Genomic DNA, 22,075 nt, shown 5'->3' on the forward strand with positions numbered 1-22,075 from the left:
GTAAACGATCCGGAAGTATGCCGTTGTATTTCTCACCGGGAGGTTCCCGGCCGGACTGCGGAACGTAACGTGTTCGAGATCTCACGCGGAGGGACCGGCCGGCCGGTCCTCGGAAGTGCCGGCCCGGCGCCCGGCGCGTGCCAGGGGGCGGTCGACGACCGAGCGGCGGCGCGCCCATGGGGTCACGTGCGGCGGGAAGTTCGGGGCGTCACGCGAGGGGCGGCTCCGGCGGGGCCAGCGGCTCGACGGGCGGAACCTCCTTCGGCCGGTGGCTGCCGGGCTTGCAGCCGGCGAACGGGCCCGCGGGATCGCGAAGTACACCCATGACCGGGCCCAGGAAGTCGCGATGCCACGACGCCGGGCCGGTCATATCGGCGTCGGGGCCGGTCAGCGCCGCCCACGCCAGCCACAGGCCGTGGAGTTGGGCCACCGCCTCCTGGTGCTCCCACCAGCGTGAGCACCACGGGGCTCCGGAGGTGACCTCCCTGCCGTAGACGGGCAGCAGCACGTGGTGCGTCCACTGCGACAGCCGGTACATCTCCGACTGGTAGTCGTATCCGTCCTTGTAGAGGATGAACCGGGGTGCGGCGGGGCCGGCATCACCGTCCTCCGGCCGGTCGGGTGTCCGGTCCTGGTTCCGCTGGGACTGGTCGGCCATGGACATGGCGGGTGTGCTCCTGCGGTCGCGGTCGGTATCCGGCAGCGTCTTCGGAACCATCACGTGCGGGTGCCGCGCTCGGTTCACCCGGCCGGTGAACCGATTCCCGGAGCTGTCCGTGTCCACTCCGGGAGTCGGTCGTCGACGACACGGAGGACGTCCTATGCCTGAGCCGACCGGTTCACGCCGCATCAGACCGAAGCGGCTGGCGCGGCAGTTGCTCGACGAGGAGTTGCGGGCCACCACCGCGCGCACGCGGCAGCGCGAGCCGGCCGCGCGACCCGTCCGCGATCCCGCTCCCCGGCCCGCGGAACGGGAGCCGACGAGTCAAGCGGCCGACGCCGCCGCCGACGAGTTGCTCCGCCTGCTGCGCGAGATCTGGCTCCGGCTGCTGCGCTACCGTCGAGGGCAAGCCGCGGGCGCGGGCGGGGAGGACGGCCACCCGGAGCAGTCCTCTCCCGCGCCGAGTCAGGATCCCTACCGGGCAGGACCCACGGAGCCCTGGCAGCCGCCGTACCAGCAGGGCCGGCCGCAGGCTCCAGGGCACCCCGACCCGCGACAGCACTTCCCGGCACCGGGCTTCGCACAGGCGCCTCATGTCGCCCGGCGACCGGGCTTCGCACGGCCGGGACCCGGCTTTGCGGCGTCGTCCCCGGACTGGGGATCCGCCCCGCCGCCGCAGCAGCCGGACGGCCGACGGCGCCTGATGAAAGAACAGCCCCGGAGCGCCAGGTCGTCCTTCGAGCAGTACGGGAACCTCCTCCCGGAGCAGCAGGCGGCTGTCCGGAAGGAGGTCTCGAAGCTCATCGACGGCAGGACCCGCTACCAGGTGGCCGCGAGCCGGCATCTGCTGCCCTTCAACGTCGCACTCGCGCAGGCGGCCCGGCCGACGGCGACGAGCACCGGGACACCGCGGTCCGGACGCTCCTGGCTCTCCGGGCTCACCCCCCGGCGGCGGGCGAAGCGGCGCGACAGCACTCTCCGCCCGGCGACGGCCGCCGCGGCGGCGCCCGTCGCCCGCATGGCCGCACCGCCCGTCGCCCGCATGGCCGCACCGCCCGTCGCCCGCATGGCCGCACCGCCCCGGCTGCCCCAACTGCCGCACTACGCGGGCCAGACGCCGGTGGAGGCCGGCACCGCTCCGCAGCGGACTCCCGGTCCCCGCCCCGGGGACCCGGTCACCCGGGCGCCCTCCCGCACCGTGGCCCCCGTCCGGGGGAGTTCGGCAGGGCACACCCAGGGGCCGCCCGTACCGCCGAAGGTGCCGATCGTCCCGCCGAAGATTCCGCTGAAAGCCCCCGGTACCGAGCCCGGCCGACCCCCGCGTGCTGCGGACACCGCGCGGCAGCCCTCTCCGCCGTCGAGCCCCGTGAGCTCCCCCGCGAGTCCGGCGATGCCACCGGTGAGCCCCGTGAGCCGGCCGGTGAGCCCGGCGGGTATGCCTGTGAGCCCCGTGGCGCCGCCGGCCTCGCCCGGATTCAGCCCCGCCGTGGCCCATCAGTCCCTGGAGCACCATCGCTCCGGCAGCGAAGCCCGCGGCAGGGACGTCACCCGGTCCCCGCAAACGCCGGATCGGGCTCCTGCGGCGCAGCAGGCCGGTATGGTGCGGCGGGCGCCGTCCCGGAGCAGGTGACGGCCGGCGGACGGCCCTGCCGCGGGGCGTGCACGAGGCCGTGGGCGTACACGAGGACTGCCCGGCGATGCGGGTGCACCGCCGGACAGTCATCTGTCATGGCCACCGTCCGAGGGCTGTCAGCCCCCTGCGGGGTGCCGGGGAGTCACCTGCCGCCGCCGCCCCCTCCCCTTCCGGGTGAGGGTGAGCGCCGCTGGTTCCCGTAGGGGTTCTGCCAGTTGCTGTAGCTGACGTTGAAGTTCTGCTGGCTGTAGCTGACACCCCCGGGGTTCTGGGAGTTCCGGCGCTGAAGCCCGCCCTGCCGCTGACCTGCTTGCGCCGAGGTCTGGTATCCGTTGCCGCTGCCCGTACCGGACTGCCCGCGCCCGCTCGGCTGGTACCTGACCTGCTGCTGCGGCTGGTACGAGTTCGCGGCGACAGCCGTGGACCGCGGCGGGGCCGGGCGGTACGCCAGTGTGCTGGTCTGCGGGGCCTGTTGCGCGGGGAGCGGCAGGTTCGTCTGGCCCCGCTGGGCCGTCGGCAGGTTGTACATGGGCAGGACGCTGCCCTGTTCCTGCTGCCGCGACTGCTGTCCTTGGGGAAGGTGGTTGTACGCCCAGGTGGCACCGGCCGACGTCAGTGCGCCGAAGCCCTGGGCGGCCCAGGCCCACCTGTCGCTCCGGACCAGGCCGGAGGCGCCGACGCCGTATGCCGCCTGCCCCGCCATGTTCAGCGCGGTCATGCCGTAGTGCGCGTACGTCCTGTTCGGCGTCGAGGCCAACTGCGTCGCGGGGACGAGGGCGTTGACAGTGACCCCGCCGAGGCCGTACATCCGCGAACCCCAGGTGTTCGGGGGTGCGCTCGGGGGGTTGCCGAGGATGCCGATCCCCTGGCCCGCGAAGGCCGCCCCGCCGATGTCCGTCCCGATCGTGTTCGCGTTGTCCCTGGCCCAGTTGGTGATCCGGTCCGCGAGCCGGTTCGGGTCCACCTGTCGCCAGGTGGCCTCCCCGGTACGCCGGTCACGGTGCTGGGTGTAGGTGTTGGAGCCCCGCAGGTAGTGCCATGCCTGAGTGGCCGTGTGGTACCACGGCATCTCCTGCGGTGCGTCCTGCAACATCCCCGGCAGGTCGTCTGCGGAACCTGCGCTGGACGTGGTGCCCGGGCTGCTGGGCAGGTCCGAGAGCCGGTCGACGGCCTCGTCCAGAGCGGCGATGTCAGTCCCGCTGCTGCCGCTGCTGCCGCTGCCCTCCGAGCTGGGCGACCCGCGGTCGCGCCGGGAGCGCTCGCCTTCCGAACGGTGGCTGCGGCGGGTACCGTCCGAGCGGTTGCTGCGGCTGCTCCGCGAGGAGGTCGTCGCCTCCGAGTCGCGGCGGGACGACCTGCTCGAACTCGCCACCGAGGCCGGGTAGCCGCCGGGCATCGACGGCTGTTCCTCCCGCTCCTTCTTCTTTTTCTTCTTGTCCTTCGATTCCTTTGGTGCCATTCCGGATCTCCTCCAGGCTGACAGGGAGCCCCGTCGTGACCGAAAGGGCCCCGCGTTGAGCGTCGTCCCTCCATCACGGAATGCGGGTGCGGCCGGTTCACCATCGGACAGGGCGGACTCGCAGCAGGCGGTGAACCGTTCCGCCGTGCGCCCCGTCGTGGTGTTCGATGCTGGTACCGCAAGAGGAGCGTGGAGGGCGGACGGTGCCCCCCACCGGCCCGGGAACGCCACGGGAGCCGACGCGGCGCATCCGGGACGTGGATGCGCTGCGCGGCTTCGCGCTGCTCGGCATCCTGCTGGTCAACGTGCAGGTGATGGCCGATCCGTACGCGGGGCAGGGGCCGTACGGGTCCGTGGGGGAGAGGATCGTCTGCTGGCTCGTCACCGCGCTGGTCAGCAGCAAGTTCTATCTGCTGTTCGCCTTCCTCTTCGGGTACAGCTTCACCCTCCAGGCGCGCTCGGCCGAGCGCGCGGGCGCCGGCTTCGCGGGGCGGCAGCTTCGCCGGCTGCTCTGCCTGTGGTGCCTGGGGCTCGCGCACGCCGTGCTGCTGTTCCCGGGCGACATCCTGATGACGTACGCGGTGCTGGGGCTGGTGCTGTTCGCCGCCCGCGGCCTGGCCCCCCACAAGGCTGTTCGAGCGGCCGCCGTGCTCGTCGTCTCCCTCGGCGCCCTGCTGCTCGGCAGGGGGCTGCTCGCCCTCGCAGCCACCGCGCCGGGCGGCGCCGCGCCCCCCGGGACCGATACCGCAGCGGCGGCCTACCGAGGGGGTCCGGGGTCCGTCGTGCAGGCCAATCTGGCGCAATGGCACGACCTGCTCGCCGGGGATCTGCTCTACGCGCCGCACATCCTGGCGGCCTTCCTGGTGGGCCTGGCAGCGGGGAAGCGGCAGCTGCTCGCGGAGTTCGACCGGTACCGCGACCGGGCACGGCGGCTGGTCGGCTACGGGCTCCCCGTCGGCCTGGCGGGCGGTGTCGTGACAGCCGTATGCCGCAACGGGCCGCTGGACGAGCGCTGGTACGACATCGGTACGGCCGTCGGTGTGCTCACCGCCCCGGCCCTGACCGCCGCGTACGGCAGCGGACTGCTGCTGGTGCTGCGTACCCGGGGCGGCCGGCGGCTCGGCGGGATGCTCGCCCCCGCCGGGCGGGTGGCGCTCACCAACTATCTGGCCCAGTCACTGGTGATGGCGCTGGTCTTCACCGGATACGGGCTCGCCCTCCGCGGCCGCGTCGGCCTGGTGCCCGTACTGGCCGGGTGCTGCGGCTGCTACGTGGTGCAACTGGCCCTCAGCGCCGGGCTGGTGCGCCGCTTCCGGCACGGGCCGGTGGAGTGGCTGCTGCACAACGTGACCCGGGGCCGCGGGCACCGGCCGGAGTCGCCTCCGGCCACGGCGGTCAGGACGTCGCCTCGCGGGTCCACTTGAGCAACTGGTCGGAGTGCCCGCGAGGCGCGCCGTCCGGCACGCCGTTGCCGCTCCGCGCGGCGTCGGCACCCGCGGCGCCCGGACTCGCCTCGTACGTGGGCGCTCCGGGGTACGGGGAGTCCGCCGGGTACCCGGCATCGGTCGGGTTCGGGGCGTCGCCCGGGTATGCGGCGTCGGTCGGATACCCGACGTCGCCCGGGTAGGGACCGTCCGCCGGGTACCCGGCGGACTCCGCGTACGCCACGTGCTCCACGCCGACGCCCATGCCCGTCGGCGCCGCGCCCGCCGGGTGTCCCGTCCACGCCTGTGCGGCCCGCTGGGTGATCGCCTCGGACTCGGCCTTGGCCGCTGCGGAGACGGCACCGGCCCCTGGTTCCTTGAACCAGGGGCGCAGCCGGATGAGCGCCGGACGGATCCCGGTGGCCAGGAGCAGGGCCGTGCCCTTGGGCAGGGCCCGGATCCGGTCCGGGGGCAGGATCGGGTCCAGCCGGTAGGAGACCGAGTGCGAGCCGCCGTCCTTGCCGCGCGAGTAGGAGGCGGTCTTCACGTCCTGCTGGCCGACGAGTTTGGAGACCTTGTCCACGAAGTCGGCGTCGTCCAGCCCCGCGCCCAGGAGCTTGACGGTGGCGGCGCTCCACAGCGCGTCCATGCCCGCCTCGCCCCACACCCGGGAGCCCTGCCGGTAGCTCTGCAACAGGGTGACGACATTGATTCCGCGGGATCCGAGGTGGCTGTAGAGGTCGGGCAAGTCGGAGATGCGGCAGACGTTGGCGGCCTCGTCCAGCACGGCCGTCATCGGCGGGTCGAGCCGGCCCCCCATCCGCTCGGCGGCCATCACCCCTGCGCGCAGGGTGGCGTCCGCGAGTCCGGCGATCACACCGGCTGCCGAGCCGCCGCCGTCCTTGGAGAGCAGATAGAGGGTGTCGCGGCCCAGGACGTGCTCGTGCGGGCGGAACTCCGGCAGATAGGGATCGGGTTGGACCCAGGCTGCGATCTCCGGGTCGAGCAGGCAGGCCACGCACTGCCGTGCGGTCTCGTAGATGCTGTCCCGGGTCTCGACCGCGCCGCGCACGGTGCCCTGGAGCTGTTCGGCCATGGCGACCATGCCGGCGTCGCGCAGCAGGTCGATCGGGGTGCGGTCGGCCGGGTCGGCGAGCCAGCCGAGCAGGTCGGTGACCGCGGCCCCGCCGCGCGCCGCGGCGAGGAACAGCGCGGTGAGCGTGTTCTGGGCGGCCGAGATCCAGAAGTCCTTCTTGGAGGCGTCGTCGTTGACGGAGGAGACGAAGTGCCCGGACAACCGGCGGGCGCCTTCGATGGTGTGGCAGTCCGCCAGCATGTTCCACCACATGCCGCGCGGAGTGTGCGCGATGCCCTGCGGGTCGAACGTCCACACCAGACCGGTCTTCTGCCGTTCCGCTCGGGTGACCGCGTAGACGTCGGACTTGTTGGAGGTCAGCAGTACCGCGCCGGTGGCCCGCAGCACCCGGGGCACCGCGATGCCGGTGGACTTGCCGGCCCGCGGCGCCATCAGGTCCAGCTCCACGTCCTCGAAGGAGGAGCGCAGCTCGGGCCCGTCCGGTTCCAGATCGCCGAGCAGGTTCCCGGTCTGGTCCGGGTGCAGTTCGCTCTCGTCCTTGAGCGAGGGCCGCAGTTCCCGGGCGCGCTTCGCGATGCCGGCCGGAAGCATGGCGGCCAGCTCCCGCCGTCCGGCCAGGCCCTTGGTACGGGACCGGGATCGGGACACCAGCTTCCACACGGGGACGACGACCGCCGCCGTGGCGGCCCCGAAGACCAGCACGATCCCGCAGTACACCGCGACGGGCGACGCCTGCGGCCACAGCGCTTCCGAGCCCTCGGTGAGCAGCGTGGCCGGCAGCGTGACGGAGAACGCCGGAGGATGCCAGCCGGTGCCGTTCAGCGCGGCTCCCAGCGTCCCGCCGAGCCACATCCCGGCGGATGTCGTCAGGGCGCACACCACCACGCCCACGATGGCCCAGGGCCACAGATCCCGGCCGTGCACGCCCCCCGCCCCGCTCGGACTCATGCGATTCTCCTGCCCTGTTCCGGTCCGGTGCCGGTCTCGACGGCCGCGCAGGTCTCCTCCGCCGCCGGCTGCGTGTTCTGCGCCCAGCGGGTGTTGGTGTCGTGCAGGTGGCGCTCGGTGTCGGTGATGCTGACCCTGATCGGCAGGCCGGGCCGGCCGCCCACCTTGACCAGGAAGCGGCCCCGGCCGGGGGGTTCCTCACGTTCGCCGGTCATGGCCCAGCCCGGGGGTGACGACCAGGAGGAGACCAGCTCGATCTCCCGCTGGGACAGTCCGACGATCTTGCCCAGTTCCTCCATCTCCGCGCGCGGCAGCCCCGCGCACACGACCATGCCGGCGCGTTCCACGAAGCCGCGCGCCTTCGCCTTGTCGGCTTCGGTACCGAGCGACTCCGCGTCCTTGAGCGTGTGCGTGATCTTGGCGTCGCCCAGCCCGAGTGTGCGGTTGAGACGGGTGAGCGCGTCGATGCGGTCGACGATGCCGGACGCGGCGCGCAACGGCCGCCACAGCTCGTCGAGCACCGTGAAGAACCAGCGCCGGGGGGTCAGGCCCGCGTCGGCCAGCGCGTGGGACGCGGCCACCGAGCCGAGCCCGTCGGACCATGCCGCCAGCATCGCCGCCGCCGTGAGCTGGGTGTCCGACTCGCCGATCCGGGAGATGTCGATGCACACGGCGGGTGTGTTGAGGTCGATACGGGTCGAGGTCTCCGAGGCGAAGGTGTCGCCCAGCGGGCCGTCCAGGATGCCCAGCAGCGAGCGGTGCAGGGGATCGACGGCATCCCGGTACCGGGACTCGTCCCCGCGGTCCAGCGTGACGGCGCGGACCCGGTCCGGCCCCTCGCTGAGCACTCTCAGCACATCGGGCAGCACCGGTGCACGCCCGGCCGGCGTCCGCTCCCGCAGATGGTGCAGTACGGCCGAGAGGACAGCCTGCTCGTGGTCGTCCATGGGGCGGTTGCGGACGATGGTGACCAGGGCCGCGACCATGTTCAGCACACGTCCGTGCGCCTCGGCCTCCAGCGCCTGCCCCGCCGAGCCGCCGATCCTGGCCGCCGCGGCTCCCATGGCGCCGGGGTCGAGCAGGTTGATGCCGCCCATGCCGCGCCCGATGGAGATCACCTGTCCCCCCAGGGCGCGCACCGTGTCCGCGTAGTCGGGCTTGAGGTCGCCCAGGACGAGCGGCACCACACCGGTCGCGGACAGTCCGATCAGCATGCGGTTGACCAGGGTGGACTTGCCGAGACCCGGCATGCCGAGCATGAACAGCGACGGGTTGGAGATGTAGCGGGCCCGGGTGAACCAGGAGAGCGGATCCCCGCACACGGTCGCGCCGGTGTGCAGATGCTGGCCCAGCGGGACGCCGGACATCGGCGCCCCCGAGCCGGCCGCGAACGGCCACAGCCCGCAGGCCTGCACCGTCGTGGCCCGCCACATGGTGGGCGGGTCCATGCCGCCCACCTGGCCGCCGCCGGGTCCCGGCCAGCCGCGCGAGGGCGCCATCGGCTCCCTGCGTGGCGGTGCCTTCTTCTTCTGCTGCTTTGCGCTGCTCCTGCTGTCGCGCGGGCTCACAGCGCCTCCCGCAGGTCGCGCGGGATCAGCGTCAGCTCCCACGGGAGGATCCCGACCGGGAGCGTGCAGCTGAAGGCCGCCGCCTGCATCCGGTCGGCCGGGCGCATGGACAGCCGTGCCGCTCCCTGGAGGTTGCGCATGGTGGCGCTGGCGTCGGCGAGTTCCTCTGCGGAGTCCACGGTGACCGTCAGCATCAGGGAGAACTCCACGAGTCCGGCGCCGGTGGCCTCCTCCTGCGCTGTCTGCTCGGCGGCGCGTACCTCCGTCGCGGCCCTGGCCTGGACCATGCCGCGTCCGGAGGTGGCCATGAACTGTGCGGCGCGCCGGTCGGCCTCCACGATGCGGGCCGAGGTCGCGGGGTCGATGGGCCGGTAGAGCAGCGCCACCCGCTTGCGCCGGGTGCCGGGCGAGGCCTCCAGCAGGCCGCGCAGCACGTTGGCCCGCACGGTGCCGCGAGGTGCGAGGGTGAGCATCCAGGTGCGGGAGACACCGGAGTCGTGCTGGTAGGAGGCGACATCCTCGACGCAGGCGGAGGGGCCGGCATCGTCCCATTCCAGGCCGGTACCGCCGTACTGGGTACGGATGTCGAGGACTTCACCGGCGACCGCCGGGTCGTAGGCCACCCGTACGACCTCGGCGATGCGTTCGGCGGACAGCGGGTAGGCGACGCCGCCGCCCGCTCCCACGAGCCCGGAGAGCATGCCCGGGATGCGGGTGGCGAGGTCGGTGATCAGCTCGTCGTGCTTGAGCTTCTGTCCGGGCGGGAGGCCGTAGGTGAGGGTGATGTAGGTGTGCATCTCCGAGGACGCCTGCGGATACCGCTCGACCACCTCCTCCATCACGGCCCGTGCGGCGGCGGGAGCGTCGGGGGAGAGGCGCGGCAGCACTTCGTGCGCGAGCCGGGTCCCGGAGTCGGGAGCCGTCTCGACGATCACCGAGGCACCGCGCAGCCCCTGCTCGTGGGCCAGCCGCGCCAGCCATCCGCCCCACGAGGCGACCCAGTTGTCGACCTGGTCCGGGTCGACCAGGGAACCGCCGTCGGGTTCGCAGCACAGCACGATGGTGTAGAGGTTGCGGCTGCGGTGGAACAGGACGCCGAAGTTCCGGTCGTAGGCGTCCCTGCCCTCGCGCATCTGCATCCGCCCCAGCAGCCCCGGCGGCTGGAACCGTCCGGCGGCCCGCCGCGACAGCGGGCCGGACACATAGGTGGTCGACCCCTTGGACTTGCGGCGCATCCAGGCGATGCGCACGGCGATCAGCTGATACATGTTGCGCCCGTCCTGGGTGCGCATCATCAGCGGTGAGATGAGAACCGCCGTCGGAACGAGGATGACCATGGCGGCGGCCAGTGAGAACAGCGAGGCCAGCAGCGTGACGATGAGTCCGCCGAAGACGCCCGCCGTTCCGATCATGCCGAAGGGCCCGAGACCTGGCCGCCTCGGCCGGCGCCAGTTCCCGTATGTGGGACTCGACGATGCGGCATGGCTTGACATGGGTATGGCTTCCTTCCGTGTCCCGCGCGGGAGAGAGGGTGAAGTCCTGTACTGGTGAGGGCTCTCGGCGGAGCGGGGAGGCCCGCGTGCGGTGCCGGGCCCGGACCCGCGGATCCGGACGGGGCGACACGGTGCCGTGTCCGGGGCCGGGCGGTACCCGCCCGGCCCCGGACAGCCGCTCATCGGCTGTCGTCGTGGTTTCCGCTCGGCTGGGCGCGGCCCCCGTCCGCGTCCTCCACGGCGCCGCTGACGAGATTCCCGACGCCCTTGGCGGCATTCTTGGCGGTGGACGCCGCCACCAGGGCGACACCGGCCGGGCCGGCGGCGGCACCGCGTGCGGCACCGCTGGGGGCCCCTCCGCCCCGGCCGCCGCCACCGGCACCGCCCGAGCCGCCACCGGTGCTGCCCGGACCACCACCGCCGCCGCCACTCGACCGGCTGCCCGTCGCCGCAGTGGCGAGACCGCCGCCCCCGGACTTGCCGCCGCCGCCCGAGGGTCCGGTGGCTCCGGTCCCCCCGGACTTGCCGCCCGAACCGGACTTGCCGCCGCCGCCCGCGGCCGCGGCGGATCCGACCGACTTGGCTCCCGAGGCGATCCCGCCGGCCGCACCGGAAACAGCGCCGGAGTAGGCACCACTGCCGCCGAGAGCCGCGGTGGCGGGCACCACCAGTTTCAGCAGCGCGGGCAGCGAGATCGCGGACAGCAGCATCACGCAGATGCCCGCGATCTTGGTGTGGATGTTCTCGTTCTCCGCTCCCTCGTACTGGCCCGTGGTCAGGGCTGTGCCCGCGTAGATGACGAGACCCGCGGTGGGTTTGTAGAGCAGCCAGGCGAGCATCCAGCCGATGTGCTTGCGCCACCAGCTGCCGCCCCAGTCGAGCATGGACGCCGCGGCGGCCAGCGGAAGAGTGCCGAACAGCACGATCATGACGCCGAGCCGGACATAGAGCAGGATCCCGTGCACCACGGCGGCGATCAGCAGCAGGAACGCGAGGATCAGGTAGAGGAACGACGGCACGTCTTCCGAGGAACCGCACCCCATGTTCTGGATCTGCGCGTTCACGGCGCCCTTGAAGAGGTAGTCGGCGTAGCCGTCACCGACCCCTGCGGCGGCGGCCATGATGGTCGTCCCGCCGCCCGCCACGACGATCAGCCGTACCATGCCCCGCAGGGCGGTCTGCCCGGCGTCGACCCGGCGTTCCGAAGCCATGCGGACGCAGGCGAAGAGCAGGGAGCCGATGGCGAGATAGACGACGACGTACTTGACCTGGTTGTGCACCGGACTGGACGCCGTGGTGGAGAAGGTGGGAATCGCCTCGGTGACCGCGGTGAAAGCGGACAGCGCGCCGGTCATGATGGCGTTCGCGATGCCCTTGATGATCGTGCCGATGGGATCGCCCAGGAAGTCGAAGAATCCCTTCGCGAAATCCAGGATCGGATTACCCGTGCTGCCGCACGCGGCCATCAGGCAGCCCCCCACTTGACGTATCCGCCGTTGCTCATCGCGGACGTGGCGGAGGAGAAGAGGGAGCCGTTCGACCGCGGGTCGACCTTCCAGTCGCCGCCGTCCCAGCGCATCGAGACCGTCGTCCCGCTCAGACTCCCGCTCGCGCTCTTGATGAGGAGCCGCACTTCGGCGGCCTTCTTCGAGTACGACGGCACCGAGAATCCCGAGTACACCCCGGGCTGCTGGTTCTCCACATCCTTCTGGGACACCGTGGAGCGCTGCGAGATGAACTGCTTCCTGCCCTCCCCGGGGACGAGCTGCTGCTCGGCGACAGTGCGCCAGTCGGCGCTGCTCATGTGCGTGAGAATGCCGTGTGCCGCCATGACGGCGCCCATCGGGGTGTGGGCGTAGCACCACCACACCGGTCCGTCGAACCGTGTCGGTCCGGCCGACGGCGAGGTGGGCACGCTGATGCGGTCGAGGGTCTTCCAGGCGACGTCCTCGGGTGGCGAGGCCGGGCGGGAAGGATTCGTCCCGTCAGCCCCCGGTTGGCTCCCGCCTTCTTCGGTGCTTCCGGCGTTCTGCTCGTCCGTGCGTGCGGTGCTCTTCTCCTCGGGGGTTCCGCTGTCCTCGTCCTCGGTGTGGCAGCCCTTGGGCCGCTCGCCCGCCGCCCGACCGGCCCGGTCGGGCTCCTGCGGACGGTGCGAGGTGAGCGGCCCCTTCTCGGCCTTCCGGGGCGCCCCGGCGCCGTCGTCGGTCCCGCCGGGGCCGGTGAAGTACGAAACGGCCGCGATGACCAGCGCGGTTGCCAGGAAGACGGCCGAGAACACCCATCCGCGCTGTTTCCAGAAAGGCGCGTCAACCGCCTCGTCGTCCTGCTTGCGTGCGAACATTGCCACTCATTCCCGCCTCGGTGCCCCGGAGTTGCCGTCTCTTCAGAAGATCCAGTTCGCGAAAGGTCCCGCGGAGGCCACGAGGCAGCAGCCGCCCAGCACCATGCCGAGCCGGCTCATGTGTTCGGAGCTCTCGCCGCGCTTCAGGGAAATGCCCATCATGGCGCCGGTGATCACGATTCCCAGTACGCCTGCCGCGGTACCGGCCCAGGCGGCCAGGCCGAGCATCTTGTCGATCTTCGGCCCGAGGCCGTCGGGGGCCTGCCGCTTGGGCTGCGGAACGGCCATGTAGAGGCTGAGCAGAGTGGTCTTCATCGGTTCTCCTGCGAGGTGTGTCGACTGGGACGTGTGTGCGGCGAAGCGCCGTAGCCGGAGGATCCGGCCGTCATTCAGGGAGTCAGCGGGCCGAACCACTGCACGAGCGGCGCGGCTGTCGTGGCGATGACCGAGGCGATCAGCACGATGAAGAACCCGCGGAAATACGTGGCACCTTCGCCCATCTCGCCGCGCCGCAGCTGGAGGGACATCTGGGTGCCCACGATGATGATTCCGAGCACGCCTGCCCCCGACGCGAACCAGGCCAGCCAACTGAGGATCTGATTGGCGTCGCCGCCCGGCCTGTAGGGGGCGAGTTCGTCGGCCAGCAGTTGAGGCATCTGGCTCATGGCGGTCACCGTGTCTTCTCCCGCTTCTTGGGATGGGCGAGCTGAGTTCCTGCCAGTTCGGCGAGGCTGCGGACGGTCTTCGGTGCGGCTCCGGTCCGCATCTCCCCCCGCCACGCCGGGACCCAGGGCACCCGGTGGACGTCGGCGACGGAGCGCAGGACCCGGACGCGCTGCGCGAGGTGGAAGGGCAGCCGCCCGGGTGCGTCGGCGACGAGGACCACGGCGAGCAGATCCAGCCCCGCCGGGCACTCTCCCGAGTGCAGCGCTTCCAGCGCCCGCGAAGCCGACCGCAGCCCCGAGGCGTGGGTCCGCGCCACCAGGAGCACCCGGCCGGACTCGCCCTGGGACGGATCGGGCCATCGGCGTCCCAGGTCGAGCCCGCCCACCAGGTCGGCGAGCGTGGTGGTTCCGGCGCCGCCGTGGGCGCCGACCCAGCTCACCGGACCGCCGCCGGACGCGGCCGGCTCTCCGGACGCCGCAGGGTGCGGTGACCGGCTCGCGGGTGCGGCGGCGGCCGGGCCGGCCGCCGCGGGCGGCCAGGCGGCCCGGTCCGCCGGGTCGACGGCAACGGCGCCCCGGCCGCGTGGGACCGAGGGGGGCGCAGCCGGTGCGGCCGCGGTGCCCGGACCCGGCAGCGGTGCCGCCGGTGCGGCCGGAGCCGCGGCCGGCGGGGCAGCGGCGGCGGCCCGGGCCGACTGCTGCCCGTCCGGTACGGCACGGCCCCGGAGGGCCGCGGCCGGATCGGCCGGGTGCACCCCGGCGACCGGTACGGACCCGGACCCCGCGGCTTCCGCGGCGGCCGGAGCCGCCGGGCTCGCCGACGGCTCTTCCTGAACGGCCGGCTCCCGATCCTCCGAGGCCGCCTGAGGCTCCGTCGGCCCGCGTACCCACATGTGCGGGCCGGCGGACGCCCGGCCGGCCGACGCCGGTGGGGGGACGCTCATCGCGTGTCCAGCCTCCTCTCCTACGACTCGTGGATTCCTGTGCTGCCGCTCTCCTGCGACCGGCCCGTAGGCGGCGGGAAGGCGAATTGAACCGATTCGTCGCCCTGCCCGTTCCGATCTGCAAGCGCGTTGCCCTTGTCGGAGAGCCACAACGGGACTTCGGCGGAAGCGGTTCACGTTCTCGGGCAACGCGGCGACGTTCGGTGAGGAGAGAGGAGAGGGGGGCGGGTGGTCGGTCCGTGAGCGAGAACGAGGGAAAGGCCGGCAAGGCGACGATGATCGGCCTGGTCGGAACGGGCTGCGGATGCATGACGCTGCCGGCCGCGGCGGCCGGCCTGATCGTCGTGCTGATCATCTTCGGCGGGCTCGGCGTCCTCTTCGCGCCCATCATCGCCCTCATCCTGTTCTTCGGCGGTGGCGGAGGGGGCGATGACGTCTCGCCCTCGGACATCGACACCGACAAGGTGTCCGAGTCGGTCCAGGGCGACGGCAAGGGCGAGTTGGACGAGAAGACCGTTCCCGAGGGCCTGCTCGAGACCATCCAGGACGCCGGCGACATCTGCGACGCCATCGGTCCGGTCGTCATCGCGGCGCAGATCGAGCACGAGTCGTCGTTCAACAAGGACATGCTCGGTCCCGACGGCGAGAAGGGCATCTCGCAGCTTCCGCCGGACAAGTTCGAGGAGTTCGGCGAGGACGAGGACGACAACGACGAGACGTCGGCGACCGACCCCGAGGACTCGATCATGGCGCAGGGGCGCTACATGTGTTCGCTGGCCGAGAAGGTCAAACCCCTTGTCGACAGCGGCCGGGCTCCCGAGGGGCAGAGCGTTCTCGACCTCGCCCTCGCCGCCTACGACGTCGGACTGAAGGCGGTGCAGGATGCCGAGGGTCTTCCCGAGTCCGGCCCGGCCCAGAGCTATGTCATCACCGTCCGGTCCCTCTTCCCGCGGTTCGAGGGAATCGGCGGCTCCGTCGCGCCCTCCGAATTCCCCGACTACGACGTCCCCGACGCGTCGTCCTCCGATTCCCCGTCCCCCGACCCCGATCAGAGCGGAGAGTGAGCCGCATGCTCGACATCCCCGACGGCCCGGCGCGCGGTCCCCGCTCGGAACCGGGCGGCGACACCGTTCCGCCGCTTATGGAGGGCCGTTTCGAGGCGCTCATCGCCCGCAACGGGAGCGTGGCGCTGAACGGGGAGCGCCTGCCGGTGGCAGGCGGGGAAGAAGTCCATGTCGCGGTCCTCGACGCGATGCACCGTGCGGCCCAGGAGCGCCGCGAGCCGGTCGAGGCGACCATTCTCGATCTGCGGGAGGGCGGATACGCGACCCACATCCGGGTCGCCCCGGACGGTTCGAGCCAACTGGTGGAGCCGCAGGCGGAGGTCACTGCCGAGGAGCCGCCGTCGGGTCCGGAGCGGTCCGGACCCGAGGCGGAGCAGGGCGGGTTCGAAGCGGCGCCTTTGCCCGAGCCCGGCCCACCGGCGTCCGGGTCGCCGGACGCCGAGGAGTCCGGCGGCGGGACACCCGTGTCCGCGGGCGTCGAGTCCGATTCCGAGTCCGAGGAGGTGGCCGCGTCCGGAACTCCCGCGTCCGGAACTGCCGTGTCCCGGACGTCCGGGTCCGGGGCGCCCGCACCGCCTGCCGCCCGGACGGACGTCCCCGGGTCCGAGCCGACAGGCGGGTCCGACCTGGCGGGGTCCACCGGACCGGCGGTTCCCGGCGAGCTGGCCGAGGCGGTGTCCCACATCAACCGGGCCGCGGCGCAGGGCGAGGCGCAGCGCGCGATGGTGCTCGCGTTCCGGCTGCGGGAGCACGCGGTGCGCAGCTACGGCGAGGAGCACCCCTACGCCCTGGAGGCCCGTGATCTGGAGGCGTTCGTCGCCCGTCAGGGCGGCAACTACGGGAGGGCGACGGAGGTCTATCTGGAGCTCGCCCGGATCTGCCATCAGCAGGGTGACCACCGTGCGTACGGGTATCTGCGGCGCGCGGTCGGCAACTGGTATCTGCTCGCCGACCCCGAGAAGGTGCTGACGCGCGGTCAGGCGCTGCTCTCCGTATGGTCACTGCTGGCGGCACAGGACGGGCCGGCGGCGCACGACACGACGCTGCCGCGCCATGTGCGGCTGCGGATGGACGCGCTGGCGGAGCCTGCGGGCGGGCCGCTCTGACGGTCCCCCGTCGACGGGGGACCGGACTCCGACACGTCCCCGGCGGGGACGAAGCGGCGGTGCTCCGGAGCGGCGACGCGGCTCGCAACAGCTCCGGGGGAGGCCGCTGACCAGCGACATCAATATCCGATTGACGGCGAGGGCCGTCCCTCGGGGGCGAGCCGGCCGCCGATGTGTGTGACCGACTCACGAAATCCCTTCGATCCGTCGTGAACTTTCGCCGCAGGCTGCGCATCTAATGCCATGTAAAGCGCGGAAGACACTTGTTTATCGGGAAAAGACAGGCCCTGTCCATTTTGTAGTTCTCTGTGTGCTCTTCGCGGAAGAGTGGACGGCCGTCAACGGCATGTGGATTCACCCTCGCGACTCTCTGCCTCGTGAGGGGGCCGCTGTGCGTGTCCCGATGCCGGTCCGCCGTTGTCGGCGGCATGATGCGAGGGGTTGGAACCGTGAGTTGGATCGTCTTGGGATCCGAGGGCGCCGCCAGCGCCGGTGAGCGGGCGATGCGCTCGCTCTACGAGCAGCACGCTCGGCCGTTACAGGGTTATGTGCTCCAGTTCCTCGGGGGGGACGTGCAGCGGGCCGAGGACGTCGTCCAGGAGACGCTGCTGCGCTGCTGGCGCAATCAACGGCTCGTCGGCTCGGGGCAGGATCTGCGTCCCTGGCTGTTCAAGGTGGCGCGCAATCTCGTCATCGACGACTACCGCCTGCGCCGGGCCCGCCCCAAGGAGGTCGACGGCGCCGCCTGGTTGGAGGACGTGCTCTCCGAGGCCGACGATGTCGACCAGGTGCTCTCCTCGCTGGTCCTGGTGGAGGCGTTCCGGACGCTGTCGCAGGCACATCGCGAGGTGCTGTGGGAGACGTACTACACCGGCAGGTCGACCCGAGAGGTCTCCCATGTGCTCGGCATACCTCCGGGCACGGTGAAGTCCCGTCTCCACCACGCGGTGCGGAAGCTGCGGCTGGCCCTGGATGTTCCGGGGCCGGTGGCCGGGAAGCCCACGGCCTCGGCGAAGTAGCCGGTGGCCGGGGTGCAAGGGGGGGATCCGTCCCCGATATGCCGTGCGGCGCCGGACGCGGAGCCGGCGCCGCACGGCCGGACGGCCCCCGGAGAGAGGCGCCGCGGGGCGGGCGCGGATGCACGCCGAGGCGCTGTCCGGCGTGGGACAGCGCCTCGTGCGGGCAGTTCGGGAACGCGCTCAGCCGACGTGTACGTCGGTGGCCAACGCGGTGACCTCCAGTCGGCCGTTGTCCACCCAGGCGGGGAACTTCAGCGTCTTGTGCGTGGTGTTGGCCGGCGGCGTCACCTGGAGGTACGCCGCGTCCCGTGCGTCGGGTGTCCCGGTGTTGGCGTGCGTCCAGGAGATCACGGCCGCCACGCTCGCGCCGTCCTTCAGTGCGATGGTCTTCTTGCCGGGGTCCTTCGCGTACCAGGAGTCGCCCCAGTGCACGGACGAACTCAGCGTCCGGTGGCCGGAGTCCTCCAGGCCGAGGCCAGGGTATCCACGCAGGTTGCAGGTGTGTCCGCTGGTGTTCTTCAGCTTGAGGACGACCCCTTCGTGGTTCATCCCGCCGCCGAGCTTCTGCCCGAAGGAAGCGGTCAGCCCCGAGGTGTTGCAGGTGGGTACGCTGCTCGCCGCCTGGCCGCCGAGCGCCTGATTGCCGAGCGCCTGGGCCGCTCCCGCACCGGCGAGGCCGAGTCCCGCGGCGGCTGCGACGGCCAGGCTCGCGGCACCGAAACGCTTCGCCGCCCGTCCGCGTGCCGTGCTGCTGCGGTGCTGCTCAGTCATGTCGGGTATTCCTCTCTCAATCGGGGTGCATGTGCGGTTTACGGAAGATGTGATGCGCTCACTCCGCGAAAAGTTCACCGGATGGTTCGACGTGTCATGTGACGCCGGTCACGTCAGCGGTGAGGTCGCCGCAAGCCGCAAGCCGCAAGCCGCAAGCCGCAAGCCGCAAGCCGCGAGCCGCAAGCCGCAAGCCCGGCGGCGACGAACCGCTCGGCGTAGCGGTCAGGTACGCCTCCTTGACCAGGGAGAACCCGTGCACCATGACGACGGCGGATGTCGGGGCACTGTCAGGAGCCGGATAGAACCAGCCGCGCAATGTGGTGCCGTCCGCGTCGAATTCGACGTCGTGGCGTGTGCTGGATTGGGAATCTGCGGACATGAGCGGGACTCCTTCGTCAAGCGTCGGCAGGCGGGGCCGACAAGCGAGGGAGGTGCGGGACCCCGCAGCGTGACCGTGTGCGGGGTCCTGCCGTACCAGGACGGCATGCGCGGGGTACTTCTCCCATTCGCTCCGCGCATGGCTCGTCGGCTCCCGGTTGCAGGGGCGCTTCTCAGTGGCCCGTGCGATTCCCTGCCCACACCGTGGGGATTCGGGCCGACCACGGGCTTGCCTGTTCCAACTGGCCGGCGAGGCGGAAAAGGCGGCTTTCGAGGCCGTATCCGGCGGCGAACTGCATACCGATCGGAAGCCCGGTTTCCGCGTCGGCCGTCAGCGGCACGGACATGGCGGGCGTGCCCGCCATGTTGAAAGGCGTGGTGAACGGAGAGCGGTCGAAGACGGTGTCGATCCAGCCGAGGCCGTCCAGCGTCCGCGCGCTCTCGGCATAGGTGCCCAGGGGCGTGGGAAGCTCCGGCGCGGTCGGGGTGAGCAAGATGTCGTAGGTGTCGAAGTACCGGGCCAGGCTGCGGGAGACACGGTTTCGGATCGTGAGAGCGGCGACGAACTGGACACCGCTGACCCGCTGCCCGTAGTGGTAGCCGGCGAGGGTCGCCGGTTCGAGGGTGGAGGAGTCGATGGGCCGGCCGAAGGCGGCAGCCAGCTCGTCGACCGTGGCCGCGAGGTTCGCCGTGAACAGATGGGCGTTGGCCAGGACGTACTCCTCCCAGTCGGCCCCCAGGCCGACCTCGGCCTCCTCCACCTGGTGGCCGAGGGATTCGAGCAGACTCGCGGTACGCGAGAGGGCGTCGGCCACCGGTGCGGTGGTGCGGCGTCCGCCCCATGCCTGGCCGAGGACACCGATCCGCAGCCGGCCCGGGTGGCGGGTGACTTCTTCCGTGTACGGCCGGGACGGCTGCTGGGCGAAGTAGGGGTCACCCGGTTCCGGGCCGCTGATCTGGTCGAGCAGGGCCGCACTGTCGCGGACCGTGCGGCTGACGCTGCCGGGCACGGCCAGGCCGCTGAAGAGCTCGTCGAAGTCGGGGCCCATGGAGACTCGGCCGCGGGTGGGCTTCAGTCCGAAGAGGCCGTTGTAGGCGGCGGGGACACGGAGCGAGCCGGCGGCGTCGGTGCCGTGGGCAAGCGGTACGACCCCGGCGGCTACGGCCGCGCCCGCGCCCCCGCTGGATCCGCCCGCGCTCCGGTCCAGGTTCCACGGGTTACGGGTCGCGCCGTACAGCACTGGTTCTGTCGTGATGCTGTAGGCCATCTCCGATGTCGCGGTACGTCCGAACGTCACCAGTCCGGCGCGACGCAAGCGCAGCACGAGGAAGGAGTCGGCGCGTGCGACGTGGCCGGCCGCAAGGCGGCTGCCCAGCTCCATGCGCCGCCCGGCCATGGCGGCTCCGATGTCCTTGATCAGGAAAGGAACCCCGGCCAGCGGTGTGCTGCCGGGCTTGGGCTCGTCGTCGGCCGGCCAGGTCTCCACGATCGCGTTGACCTGCGGATCGACGGCCTGCGTGGCCTCGAGCGCGGCTGCTTGCAGTTCGGCGGCGGCCACCTCCCCTGCGGCCACCAGCTCCGCGAGTCCGACCGCGTCATGGTTCACGTACTCGGCAGCTCTCACTTTTACTCCTAGCGGAAAGAACAATACTGCTGAGTCCCTGACGATACCCAACGGTATCGCATGGAACGAAGTGGTACCGTGGGGGCGATGAGTCAAGAGGCCCCGCACCCGAGTGGACGTCACGGAGCAGCCATGGCATCGACCGTCAGCAGGCCGAGCAGGGTGGCGAAACTGCCGCCCCGCGAGCGCATCCTCGACGCAGCGGAAGAGCTCTTCCAGGGCGAGGGAATTCGGCGGGTGAGCGTCCAGGCGATCGCCGAGCAGGCCGCGACCACCAAAATGGCGGTCTACCGGCACTTCGAGACCAAGGACGCACTGGTCGCGGAGTGGATGCGGATCGTCGCCGCCGACTACCAGGCGGCCTTCGACCGGGTCCGGATGGAATACCCCGGCCGGCCCAGGGAGCAGATCATGGGCTTGGCCCGCTTCATCGCCGAAGGATTGTCGGCCATCTCGCACCGGGGCTGCCCATTCATCAACTCCCTGGCCGAACTGCCCGACCGCTCTCATCCCGCGCGGCAAGTGATCGAGGAGCACAAGGCCCACCAGACCCGCAGGCTGGTGGGCCTGTGCGCCGAGGCCGGGCTGCCCGACCCCGAGCAGGCCGCAGCCGAGATCACCTTCGTGCTCGAAGGCGCGCAGGTCAGCACGCAGAACGGAAGCATCGATCGGGCGGGGGACCGCCTGATGAGAATCGTCGAGGGGATCGTGGATCGGCACGGCTCCCCTCTCGACGCATCCCGGCCGGCCGTCGGCTGACAGCCTCGAATCCGTGTCCCCGGTAGCGGGAGACCGGTGCGCGTTCGCCCGAGTTCGCGGGAACGCTTGTCTCCGGAATGCTTGTCTCCGGCCGATGCCTGACTCCCCGCACCCCTGCCCGGCACTGCTCGCGCAATGGGGTGAAGTCGACGTCGAACTTCGGGGCGTACGCGTCGGGCCGGACGCCGAGTCCGTGCGCGCCGGTGCTCAGGACTTCAAGGTCATCCCGTTGCGTCCTCTTGGCGCGTATCTCGGTCGCATCCCGGGAAGGGGGGGCGGGGTCGGGGCGCGGGAGGCCGGGCGGGTGTCCTCGCGGCAGTGCCCCCGGCCGTCCGGTGCAAGCGGGCCGGGGGCACCTGGTGCCCGGAAGGCTCCCGGCCGGGCCAACAGCCGGGTGTGCGCGCTCCGAGGGATCCGCCTTTCTGTGGGGTGGTGTGTCGTCATTCCGTCGTGCTTTTCGGAGAGCGCTCCGCTGAAGCATCCGCCCTTCCGCGTGCTTCAGCGGATTTCTATTCAGTGCGCACGGAGGCGGCGCCCGCAAGGGGGGCGGCGAATAACCCCCCGAGGGGGCGGAGCGGATGCGCCGGGGGCGCATGACCTGGGCAGGGGGCGCACCCTCTCGCTGTCGTCCTGAGGGGCAGAATGCCCGCCGCTCGTCTCGCGGAATCCGAACGGTGGCGGAATCCGGACAAGGAGGGAATGCGACCAGCGGATAATCGACCGCCGGGCGTGGCGGAATACACCGGGAGTGGCCGGTGCCTGCCTGAAGAAACGTCTCCCTATTCCGTCATTCCGTCCGAACGAAGACGAACGACGGCACGGGTGCAGCGGTGCAGTGCCCGCCGGGGCGGGCGGCGCCGCCGACCGGACGCGGGAGGTGCGGCTGCGGCTGCCAACCGGCCGTCACCGGCCCGGCTCCTCCTCCCGCTCGCCCTCGGCCTGCGAGGGAGTGGTGCGCGGGCAGTCGGGGTGCTCCGCCTTGCGCCGCTCGGCAGGCGAGAGGGAACGCATCTCCGCGAAGCCGTTGTCGCGCTCGCCCTCCGCCTGGGAGGGCATCGGGGTCTGGTCACTCATCGTCTCGCTCCTCTCACTCGGCACCCGGGCCGCGCCCACCGCGCACG

Annotated in this window: 20 protein-coding genes; 6 read left to right on the top strand and 14 right to left on the bottom strand. The window is 71.8% G+C overall.

The features are described 5' to 3' along the window. Positions 1–208 precede the first annotated feature (208 nt). Positions 209–664 carry a DUF4913 domain-containing protein gene (locus ACFYMO_RS01460; RefSeq protein ID WP_388543467.1) on the bottom strand — a complete coding sequence of 152 codons (456 nt, stop codon included), beginning with the start codon at positions 662–664 and terminating at the stop codon, positions 209–211. Between the two features lie 157 nt (positions 665–821). Between ACFYMO_RS01460 and ACFYMO_RS01465 the strand changes: the two genes are divergently transcribed. Continuing rightward, entirely contained in the window at positions 822–2,291 is a 1,470-nt protein-coding gene (locus ACFYMO_RS01465; protein ID WP_388543469.1) for a hypothetical protein, read from the top strand. A gap of 145 nt (positions 2,292–2,436) precedes the next feature. Here ACFYMO_RS01465 and ACFYMO_RS01470 read toward each other — a convergent pair whose 3' ends face one another. Continuing rightward, positions 2,437–3,753 carry a hypothetical protein gene (locus tag ACFYMO_RS01470; protein WP_388543471.1) on the bottom strand — a complete coding sequence of 439 codons (1,317 nt, stop codon included), beginning with the start codon at positions 3,751–3,753 and terminating at the stop codon, positions 2,437–2,439. 203 nt (positions 3,754–3,956) lie between these two features. Here ACFYMO_RS01470 and ACFYMO_RS01475 point away from each other — a divergent pair, with 203 nt between their 5' ends. Then, the gene (locus ACFYMO_RS01475) at positions 3,957–5,177 is read left to right on the top strand and encodes a DUF418 domain-containing protein (RefSeq protein WP_388543473.1); all 1,221 of its coding nucleotides are present in this window, start codon (positions 3,957–3,959) and stop codon (positions 5,175–5,177) included. On the opposite strand, the gene ACFYMO_RS01480 is transcribed toward ACFYMO_RS01475, so the two are convergent. From ACFYMO_RS01480 to ACFYMO_RS01515, 8 genes are all read right to left on the bottom strand, one after another. Continuing rightward, entirely contained in the window at positions 5,149–7,221 is a 2,073-nt protein-coding gene (locus tag ACFYMO_RS01480; RefSeq protein WP_388543475.1) for a type IV secretory system conjugative DNA transfer family protein, read from the bottom strand. The genes ACFYMO_RS01475 and ACFYMO_RS01480 overlap by 29 nt on opposite strands. Next, a complete protein-coding gene (locus ACFYMO_RS01485; protein WP_388543766.1) occupies positions 7,218–8,654 on the bottom strand; it encodes an ATP/GTP-binding protein in 1,437 nt (478 codons plus the stop codon). The genes ACFYMO_RS01480 and ACFYMO_RS01485 overlap by 4 nt, the downstream gene beginning before the upstream one ends. Positions 8,655–8,785: 131 nt before the next feature. After that, entirely contained in the window at positions 8,786–10,282 is a 1,497-nt protein-coding gene (locus ACFYMO_RS01490) for an SCO6880 family protein (protein ID WP_366770861.1), read from the bottom strand. Between the two features lie 179 nt (positions 10,283–10,461). Continuing rightward, on the bottom strand, positions 10,462–11,748 hold the full coding sequence (locus ACFYMO_RS01495; RefSeq protein WP_366770860.1) for a hypothetical protein: 1,287 nt from the start codon (positions 11,746–11,748) through the stop codon (positions 10,462–10,464). Continuing rightward, positions 11,748–12,623 (bottom strand): hypothetical protein, encoded by an 876-nt coding sequence (locus tag ACFYMO_RS01500; protein ID WP_366770859.1) that lies wholly within the window; start codon positions 12,621–12,623, stop codon positions 11,748–11,750. The genes ACFYMO_RS01495 and ACFYMO_RS01500 overlap by 1 nt, the downstream gene beginning before the upstream one ends. A 42-nt stretch (positions 12,624–12,665) precedes the next feature. Beyond that, complete coding sequence (locus ACFYMO_RS01505; protein ID WP_019353991.1) at positions 12,666–12,938, bottom strand: hypothetical protein; 273 nt, start codon at positions 12,936–12,938, stop codon at positions 12,666–12,668. 74 nt (positions 12,939–13,012) lie between these two features. After that, positions 13,013–13,288 (bottom strand): hypothetical protein, encoded by a 276-nt coding sequence (locus ACFYMO_RS01510; RefSeq protein WP_366770858.1) that lies wholly within the window; start codon positions 13,286–13,288, stop codon positions 13,013–13,015. 5 nt (positions 13,289–13,293) lie between these two features. Further along, positions 13,294–13,728, bottom strand: a complete 435-nt coding sequence (locus ACFYMO_RS01515; protein WP_388543477.1) for a DUF6668 family protein — start codon at positions 13,726–13,728, stop codon at positions 13,294–13,296. A gap of 743 nt (positions 13,729–14,471) precedes the next feature. On the opposite strand from ACFYMO_RS01515, the gene ACFYMO_RS01520 reads away from it, so the two are divergent. The 3 genes from ACFYMO_RS01520 to ACFYMO_RS01530 all read left to right on the top strand — a co-directional run bounded on the left by ACFYMO_RS01520 (position 14,472) and on the right by ACFYMO_RS01530 (position 17,421). Next, on the top strand, positions 14,472–15,296 hold the full coding sequence (locus ACFYMO_RS01520) for a transglycosylase SLT domain-containing protein (protein WP_366770856.1): 825 nt from the start codon (positions 14,472–14,474) through the stop codon (positions 15,294–15,296). A 5-nt stretch (positions 15,297–15,301) separates the two neighbouring features. After that, positions 15,302–16,402, top strand: coding sequence for a hypothetical protein (locus ACFYMO_RS01525; protein ID WP_388543479.1), 1,101 nt, complete (start codon positions 15,302–15,304; stop codon positions 16,400–16,402). Between the two features lie 449 nt (positions 16,403–16,851). After that, on the top strand, positions 16,852–17,421 hold the full coding sequence (locus ACFYMO_RS01530; protein ID WP_366770854.1) for a sigma-70 family RNA polymerase sigma factor: 570 nt from the start codon (positions 16,852–16,854) through the stop codon (positions 17,419–17,421). 180 nt (positions 17,422–17,601) lie between these two features. Here ACFYMO_RS01530 and ACFYMO_RS01535 read toward each other — a convergent pair whose 3' ends face one another. From ACFYMO_RS01535 to ACFYMO_RS01545, 3 genes are all read right to left on the bottom strand, one after another. Beyond that, a complete protein-coding gene (locus ACFYMO_RS01535; protein WP_366770853.1) occupies positions 17,602–18,192 on the bottom strand; it encodes a DUF4232 domain-containing protein in 591 nt (196 codons plus the stop codon). A 94-nt stretch (positions 18,193–18,286) separates the two neighbouring features. Further along, positions 18,287–18,571 carry a hypothetical protein gene (locus tag ACFYMO_RS01540; RefSeq protein WP_388543481.1) on the bottom strand — a complete coding sequence of 95 codons (285 nt, stop codon included), beginning with the start codon at positions 18,569–18,571 and terminating at the stop codon, positions 18,287–18,289. Positions 18,572–18,743: 172 nt separating this feature from the next. Continuing rightward, on the bottom strand, positions 18,744–20,195 hold the full coding sequence (locus ACFYMO_RS01545; RefSeq protein ID WP_366770851.1) for an amidase: 1,452 nt from the start codon (positions 20,193–20,195) through the stop codon (positions 18,744–18,746). Between the two features lie 132 nt (positions 20,196–20,327). Here ACFYMO_RS01545 and ACFYMO_RS01550 point away from each other — a divergent pair, with 132 nt between their 5' ends. Beyond that, on the top strand, positions 20,328–20,954 hold the full coding sequence (locus ACFYMO_RS01550; protein ID WP_366770850.1) for a helix-turn-helix domain-containing protein: 627 nt from the start codon (positions 20,328–20,330) through the stop codon (positions 20,952–20,954). A 903-nt stretch (positions 20,955–21,857) separates the two neighbouring features. On the opposite strand, the gene ACFYMO_RS01555 is transcribed toward ACFYMO_RS01550, so the two are convergent. Next, positions 21,858–22,028: a hypothetical protein gene (locus tag ACFYMO_RS01555; protein WP_019353983.1), complete on the bottom strand. Its 171-nt coding sequence runs from the start codon at positions 22,026–22,028 to the stop codon at positions 21,858–21,860. Between the last annotated feature and the right edge of the window lie 47 nt (positions 22,029–22,075).

This window comes from Streptomyces sp. NPDC007025, from assembly GCF_042869455.1.
Classification (GTDB): Bacteria; Actinomycetota; Actinomycetes; order Streptomycetales; family Streptomycetaceae; genus Streptomyces.